This window comes from Acinetobacter sp. YH12128 (assembly GCF_013418655.1).
GTDB lineage: Bacteria > Pseudomonadota > Gammaproteobacteria > Pseudomonadales > Moraxellaceae > Acinetobacter > Acinetobacter amyesii.
In genome coordinates this window covers 24154-31122 of sequence record NZ_VPBO01000032.1, presented here as the reverse complement: position 1 = coordinate 31122, position 6969 = coordinate 24154, and the positions used below count along the sequence as shown (strand labels likewise).

The 6969-nt window shown below is 46.9% G+C and carries 6 protein-coding genes and 1 pseudogene; 4 read left to right on the top strand and 3 right to left on the bottom strand.

Translation table 11 applies throughout. The features are described 5' to 3' along the window. Positions 1–1269 (top strand): IS91-like element ISVsa3 family transposase (locus tag FTU64_RS14600; protein ID WP_180015618.1); only part of this gene is annotated, 1269 nt, incomplete at its 5' end. A 673-nt stretch (positions 1270–1942) separates the two neighbouring features. Beyond that, entirely contained in the window at positions 1943–2830 is an 888-nt protein-coding gene (mph, locus tag FTU64_RS14590) for an Mph(E)/Mph(G) family macrolide 2'-phosphotransferase (RefSeq protein ID WP_071830579.1), read from the top strand. Positions 2831–2903: 73 nt separating this feature from the next. Here mph and FTU64_RS14585 read toward each other — a convergent pair whose 3' ends face one another. From FTU64_RS14585 to sul2, 3 genes are all read right to left on the bottom strand, one after another. Continuing rightward, complete coding sequence (locus tag FTU64_RS14585) at positions 2904–3368, bottom strand: ATP-binding protein (RefSeq protein ID WP_071830580.1); 465 nt, start codon at positions 3366–3368, stop codon at positions 2904–2906. Between the two features lie 61 nt (positions 3369–3429). Next, positions 3430–3678: a phosphoglucosamine mutase gene (locus FTU64_RS14580; protein ID WP_071830581.1), complete on the bottom strand. Its 249-nt coding sequence runs from the start codon at positions 3676–3678 to the stop codon at positions 3430–3432. Positions 3679–3764: 86 nt separating this feature from the next. Further along, positions 3765–4580, bottom strand: coding sequence for a sulfonamide-resistant dihydropteroate synthase Sul2 (gene sul2 / locus FTU64_RS14575; RefSeq protein ID WP_001043260.1), 816 nt, complete (start codon positions 4578–4580; stop codon positions 3765–3767). A gap of 282 nt (positions 4581–4862) precedes the next feature. Here sul2 and FTU64_RS14570 point away from each other — a divergent pair. Both FTU64_RS14570 and FTU64_RS14565 read left to right on the top strand, forming a co-directional pair. Beyond that, positions 4863–5174: pseudogene (locus FTU64_RS14570) on the top strand (HNH endonuclease signature motif containing protein); the annotation flags it as partial. A 550-nt stretch (positions 5175–5724) separates the two neighbouring features. Continuing rightward, positions 5725–6957 carry an ATP-binding protein gene (locus tag FTU64_RS14565; RefSeq protein WP_160255372.1) on the top strand — a complete coding sequence of 411 codons (1233 nt, stop codon included), beginning with the start codon at positions 5725–5727 and terminating at the stop codon, positions 6955–6957. Positions 6958–6969 lie beyond the last annotated feature (12 nt).

Below are 6969 nucleotides of genomic sequence, written 5' to 3'. Positions count from 1 at the left end.
TGCGAGTCTTGCCACGCCGAGCACCTGGTCGCTTTCAGCTGTAAGCGTCGCGGTTTCTGCCCGAGCTGTGGGGCGCGGCGGATGGCCGAAAGTGCCGCCTTGCTGGTTGATGAAGTACTGCCTGAACAACCCATGCGTCAGTGGGTGTTGAGCTTCCCGTTTCAGCTGCGTTTCCTGTTTGCCAGCCGGCCCGAGATCATGGGGTGGGTGCTGGGCATCGTTTACCGCGTCATTGCCACGCACCTGGTCAAGAAAGCGGGCCATACCCACCAAGTGGCCAAGACGGGCGCGGTCACCCTGATCCAGCGTTCTGGATCGGCGCTCAATCTGAATGTTCACTTCCACATGCTGTTTCTCGACGGTGTGTATGTCGAGCAATCCCACGGCTCAGCGCGTTTCCGCTGGGTCAAGGCGCCGACCAGCCCAGAGCTCACCCAGCTGACGCACACCATCGCCCACCGGGTGGGTCGCTATCTGGAACGGCAAGGCCTGCTGGAACGGGATGTCGAAAACAGCTATCTGGCCTCGGATGCGGTGGATGACGACCCGATGACACCCCTGCTGGGGCACTCGATCACTTACCGTATCGCTGTCGGTTCACAGGCGGGGCGAAAGGTGTTCACTTTGCAAACTCTGCCGACCAGTGGTGATCCGTTCGGTGACGGGATTGGCAAGGTAGCCGGGTCCAGCCTGCACGCCGGCGTGGCGGCCAGGGCCGATGAACGCAAGAAGCTCGAACGGCTGTGCCGGTACATCAGCCGCCCGGCGGTATCCGAGAAGCGGCTGTCGTTAACACGAGGCGGCAACGTGCGCTACCAGCTCAAGACGCCGTACCGGGACGGCACCACGCACGTCATTTTCGAACCATTGGATTTCATTGCAAGGCTGGCCGCCCTGGTACCGAAGCCCAGAGTCAACCTAACCCGCTTCCACGGGGTGTTCGCACCCAACAGTCGGCACCGGGCGTTGGTCACGCCGGCAAAACGGGGCAGGGGCAACAAGGTCAGGGTGGCTGATGAACCGGCAACACCAGCACAACGGCGAGCGTCGATGACATGGGCGCAACGGCTCAAGCGTGTTTTCAATATCGACATCGAGACCTGCAGCGGCTGCGGCGGCGCCATGAAAGTCATCGCCTGCATTGAAGACCCTATAGTGATCAAGCAGATCCTTGATCACCTGAAGCACAAAGCCGAAACCAGCGGGACCAGGGCGTTACCCGAAAGCCGGGCGCCACCGGCTGAGCTGCTCCTGGGTCTGTTTGACTGACGAGCCTGAAGGCCAACGATACCAATCAAAATGCTGCGTTCACAGCGCCGCGGCAGGGATCCGCCGTGCTGGTTGTCGGAAAAGGAGCCGCTAGTGGGAAAGAGGAGGGTAAATTTTCAGCGTTGCTGGCTCCCCGTCAGCCGGATTGGGTTGCATCGCAGGGGTGTCGAAAGAGTCAACTGCGGTCCAAAGCTGTTGGACTTGGGTGAAAAGGGCGTTTATTCTTCCTATACGTGAACCGCATCCTACGGAATGAGTAACCCTTGCCCTATTGTGAGTAGAACGTCGTATAATTCAAACGAAAGCAGTTAATAGGTATGAAATATCACAGCACAAAAGAGCGACAGGACATGTTTAGATGATGTTATTATAAAATAATAACATCATGGATGAATAAAAAATAATTTTCTATCTTTACAACTATGTTATACTTCTATGATAAGGCTATGATGGCAAAGCCTTGGTTTTCCTAATCAAATAGTCGCCGAGATGGCTTCAATGCGACAGTAGGTCTACTGTCTCACAATTAATTCATGTATCAGATTTTTGTTCCCTGATGGGAAGTGTTATCCATACGAAAAGAATATGGGTAAAGTGTTACACCTGTATATGACATTCAGAATGTCCTGTCGGGGGAACTGGTACCAATTTAATAAAAGAAAACAGTATAGAAATGACAATCGAAGATATGCAAACATTAGCCCTAGAGCATGGGCTGAGAATTTCGGAAGAGATGAGCGTCAATGAGATGGGCATCGACTTTAGAGTTGCCTTTGTAAAGGAAGTAAACGGTGAGAACTGGGTACTCCGTATACCTCGAAGAAGCGATATGCTTGAACAAATCGAAAATGAAAGTAGAATATTGGATTTAGCCAAAAGAAACCTGTCGATCAATGTCCCTGATTGGAAAATTGTATCGGAGCGCCTAATAGCCTACCCTTTACTGGAGGATGCGCCTGCTCTGACATTCGATGCGATAACACATGAGGTTTCTTGGAACATAGATCGCGATAGCATAGCTTATGTGGAGTCTCTGGCAAAATCATTGGCCGAATTACATCGTATTACAGCTGACGATGTGAGAAAGAGCAACTTGAAAATAATGACTCCAAGTGAATTGAGGACCGAAATAGCTGACCGTATCCACTTGGTGAAATCTGAGATAGGTATCAGCGAGCCGTTGGAAAACAGATACCGTAGATGGTTGGACAATGACCCTTTGTGGCCTGAATTCACTTGTTTCATCCATGGCGATCTCTATGCAGGGCATGTCTTAACCTCGAAGGAAGGTAAGACCTCTGGTATCATAGATTGGTCTACTGCGCATATGGGTGATCCTGCACTGGACTTTTCTGGTCACGTATCGGTTTTTGGAGAGGATAGCCTGAAGAGTTTGATAACGGAGTATGCTAAACAAGGCGGAACGATATGGGATAGGCTCTACGAACAATCTATAGAGAGGGCTGCTGCAGCTCCATTAGCATATGGCGCTTTTGCGGTAGAGTGCAACGACGATAATCATATCAATGCCGCCAGAGCAGCCTTAGGTATTGTTCAATAAAATGATGTGAGGATACTTTTTTAAATGCTAAAATAGGAGTTCGATTGGTGCCACTTAAGAGTATCATTGATTTCTATTTTAGCCAGTATCCTCCACTTTTAGGAGCTCCTCGAAACTCGATTTTATGATCATCTCTTAAGATTTTGAGCCACCGCTCTACTATCTTGACAGGAACTAATAGCTCGTTTACTAAAAATGGTGCACGCTTTCCTGGATTAGTTCTTATCTGATTAAATAGTAGATTTACTCCCTCACTTACTCCCTCATTAGATTCGAAAAGTAGCTTTGATGAGACAATAACTCGAAAACCGTGCTGGAAATTTTCAAAGACAGGGGGACGCAGACCATAGGATGCGAAGCCTTCTTGGATTCGTTTGATGCCTGACCCATATTTTTCAATAAAATGCGCTTCTTTGAACGTGGCAGATATCCTTTTATTGCGCGCCCATGGCGAGTAATCTTCACGAAGAAGCTGATCAATCGTTAAGTTATCAGCTAAACCACCTGGATTGAAAAACTCTATGGAATTGTAATACACCCTGATTATGGAATCGGCAAATTAATTTGGACTTGGGTGAAAAGGGCGTTTATTCTTCCTATTACGTTGTCGGCAGCGGGCCAAAAAGGAATACGTCCATGCCCATCGAGGTGAAACCGGCTGTGAGCGCGGGTTCAAGCATATAGCCCGACAGGCGCGTATCCTTGCCGATCACGACACGATGGCGGTGGTCACCGCGACGAAAGACACGGCCAGCCGCCATGCCGACGCGCAAGGCGGTTTCCGCCGTCATCGCGCCTTCGTTGGCTTTGCCACGAATACCGTCTGTGCCGAAATATTTGCGCACCATAAGGTCGATTATCCTGTCGTCGGGTCGCCCTCAAAGGGGACATGCCTGCTGAACCGCGAATATAGAGAAATATCCCGAATGTGCAGTTAACGAATTCTTGCGGTTTCTTTCAGCGCCGCCAATACCGCCAGCCCGTCGCGCAAGGGGCGCGGCTCGTGTGTGCGGATGAAGTCAGCTCCACCTGCGGCGGCGGCAAGCTCTGCAGCGAGTGTCGCGGCCCCGACATCCCCCGGACCACGGCCTGTGAGCGCGCGCAGAAAGGATTTGCGCGAAACAGACAGAAGCACCGGCAAATCGAAGCGCAGCCGCAATTCATCGAACCGCGCCAGCACCGAGAGCGAGGTTTCGGGAGCAGCCCCCAGAAAAAACCCCATGCCGGGATCAAGGACAAGGCGGTTGCGTTTGATACCGGCACCCGTCAGCGCCGCGATGCGCGCGTCAAAGAACGCCGCAATGTGATCCATGATGTCGCCAGCGGGTGCCTCGCGCCGATCTGCCTGCCCGTCTTGCACCGAATGCATAACGACGAGTTTGGCAGATGATTTCGCCAATTGCGGATAGAACGCAGCGTCTGGAAAACCGCGAATATCATTGAGATAGGCCACACCACGCGACAAGGCATAGGCTTGCGTCGCGGGTTGATAACTGTCGAGCGAGACGGGAATGCCATCTGCCTTGAGCGCGTCCAGCACCGGCGCGATACGCGCGATTTCTGTGTCGGACGAAACAGGCGCGGCGTCGGGATTGCTGGATGCCGGACCGAGGTCGATCACATCTGCCCCCTCGGCCATCAGCTTACGCGCCTGCGCAATGGCTGCGTCTGGCGCCAGATACCGGCCTCCATCGGAGAAACTGTCCGAGGTTATGTTGACGATGCCGAAAATGATGAGCGATTTATTCATGGGGGCTTCTATAATAATAATAATCGAGCATGAGTCTCATACGGATGCTCGGGTCGAAAGGGAATCCCCAGGCGAGTAACCTGTTTGCGGTGATCCATTAGCTGCAGGAGCAGAATAGCATACATCTGGAAGCAAAGCCAGGAAAGCGGCCTATGGAGCTGTGCGGCAGCGCTCAGTAGGCAATTTTTCAAAATATTGTTAAGCCTTTTCTGAGCATGGTATTTTTCATGGTATTACCAATTAGCAGGAAAATAAGCCATTGAATATAAAAGATAAAAATGTCTTGTTTACAATAGAGTGGGATATGTGGAGTCGATTAGTCCAATTTCTCGGTCAAAGCCCAAGGCCTTTTCGGCATTAACCAAGAGTCTGCTTAAGCACAATTTTCTGGTGGGTAATCATAACTTTTGCCTCATTTGTGATGGATTGATCTATCTTGATTCTACTGAATCGGATCATCGGATTGCCAAAGCCGTAGGTGGGCAAGGTGTTCTAGAGAATGGTCTGCTGGTTCATCCCATCTGTAATAGGATGAAATCAGATCTGAGCCTGGAAGAGATTAGAGCGGCTTTGTTTGGTGAATTACTGTATTAATCAACAGAGCGATGAGCTCATTTTTGCAGAAGTATCAATGATTAATCACATGATTTAACTTTTGATACATTCAGCCAATATGGTTATTTTTAATTCAGTCCAGAATCACAACCAGAAACTAGCTGTAGTTTCTGAATGACCGTCAAGGTCCTTAGTTTCGCCCATAGATTCCCTCTGTGGGCTTTTTTTGATCAAAAATTGTATAGATGCTCTAAAATAAACCTTTTAGCATTTCATAAGCAATTAGGATTAAGGCTGAGACCATCAGCACAACAAAAATGAGTTCCACTCTAGTTAACAACTTAGTTCCATTTACTTTTCACTTAATTTATATAGCAGTTAACTCGTAGCATAAATGAAATAACATGACATGGAAAATAATCAAAAAGACAGAATTTGGATTTTGATCAGATCTGCATGTTTACATGCTTCTACAGCAGCTTTGAATGTTTCACTTAACCTTTAAACTTTTCTTAAAACTAAATATATTTACATATACATTCTAAAATTTGATAGAATTTATTAAAACTTTAGATTCTAAGTGTAAATAATGAGAAGCGCTAATATTCGACGTGATGGCTACTTAAAATTTCTGAATACATGGCAAGACCGTGATGTCATTAAAGTACTTTCAGGTGTGCGTCGCTCTGGAAAATCCACCTTATTGGCGATGTTTCAACAAGACCTAAAAGCACAGGGCGTACAAGCCGAAAACATCATTGCCATCAACTTCGAATTTATGGAATTTGAAGAACTCACCGATTACCGTAAACTACATGATTATGTATTATCCAAAGTTGATAAAAGTAAAAAAAACTATGTTTTTTTAGATGAAATTCAACATGTTACAAATTTTGAGAAAGTAGTCGACTCTTTATATGTTCGGGATTATATCGATTTATATATTACAGGCTCAAATGCATTCTTTCTAAGTGGAGAACTTGCGACTTTACTTACAGGACGCTATATAGAGCAACATGTTTTACCCCTTTCATTCCAAGAATTTAAACAGTGGCATATTGAAAATAATCCGATCATCCAACAATTATCAAATCGTGATTTGTATGCCATGTATACGCGCAGTAGTTTCCCTTATACGCTTGCCATGACTAGCCAGCAGGAAACTTATGATTACTTGCAAGCGGTCTATGCCAGTGTAATGTTTAAAGATGTTATTCCACGTTTGAATACTGCCGATATTAACTCTCTCGAGCGTGTCACAAGATATTTGGCAAGCGTGACAGGCTCAGCTATTTCCATCAATAAAATTAAAAATACCTTTGTTTCAAGTGGGGTTAAAATTTCATTTGAAACAGTAAAACGCTATATTCAGGGCTTACAGGACAGTTTGTTATTTTATAGTGCCGCACAATTTAAAGTACGCGGGCGTGAGTTATTACAATCCTCTGAAAAATACTATTTAGTTGATGTCGGATTGCGCCGGATTATGTTGCCTGATGCTAATGCTGATCAAGGTCATATCTTAGAAAATGTGATTTATCTTGAGCTTGTCAGACGAGGTTATACGGTCTATGTAGGGCGGGTTGATGAATATGAAATTGATTTTGTTGCTGTCGATACTTTACAGAATTTAACTTATTATCAGGTGGCATTAGAAACGCTCAATGAGGAGACACTCAGCCGAGAGTTACGTCCATTACAGAAAATTTCTGATTCGTATCCCAAGTATTTGCTTACATTAGACACGATAGGGACTGAAGCGAATTATAATGGTATTGTAAAAATGAGTGCTCTCGATTGGTTGCTATCTGAAAATAAGTAAAGTTGAGGGTAG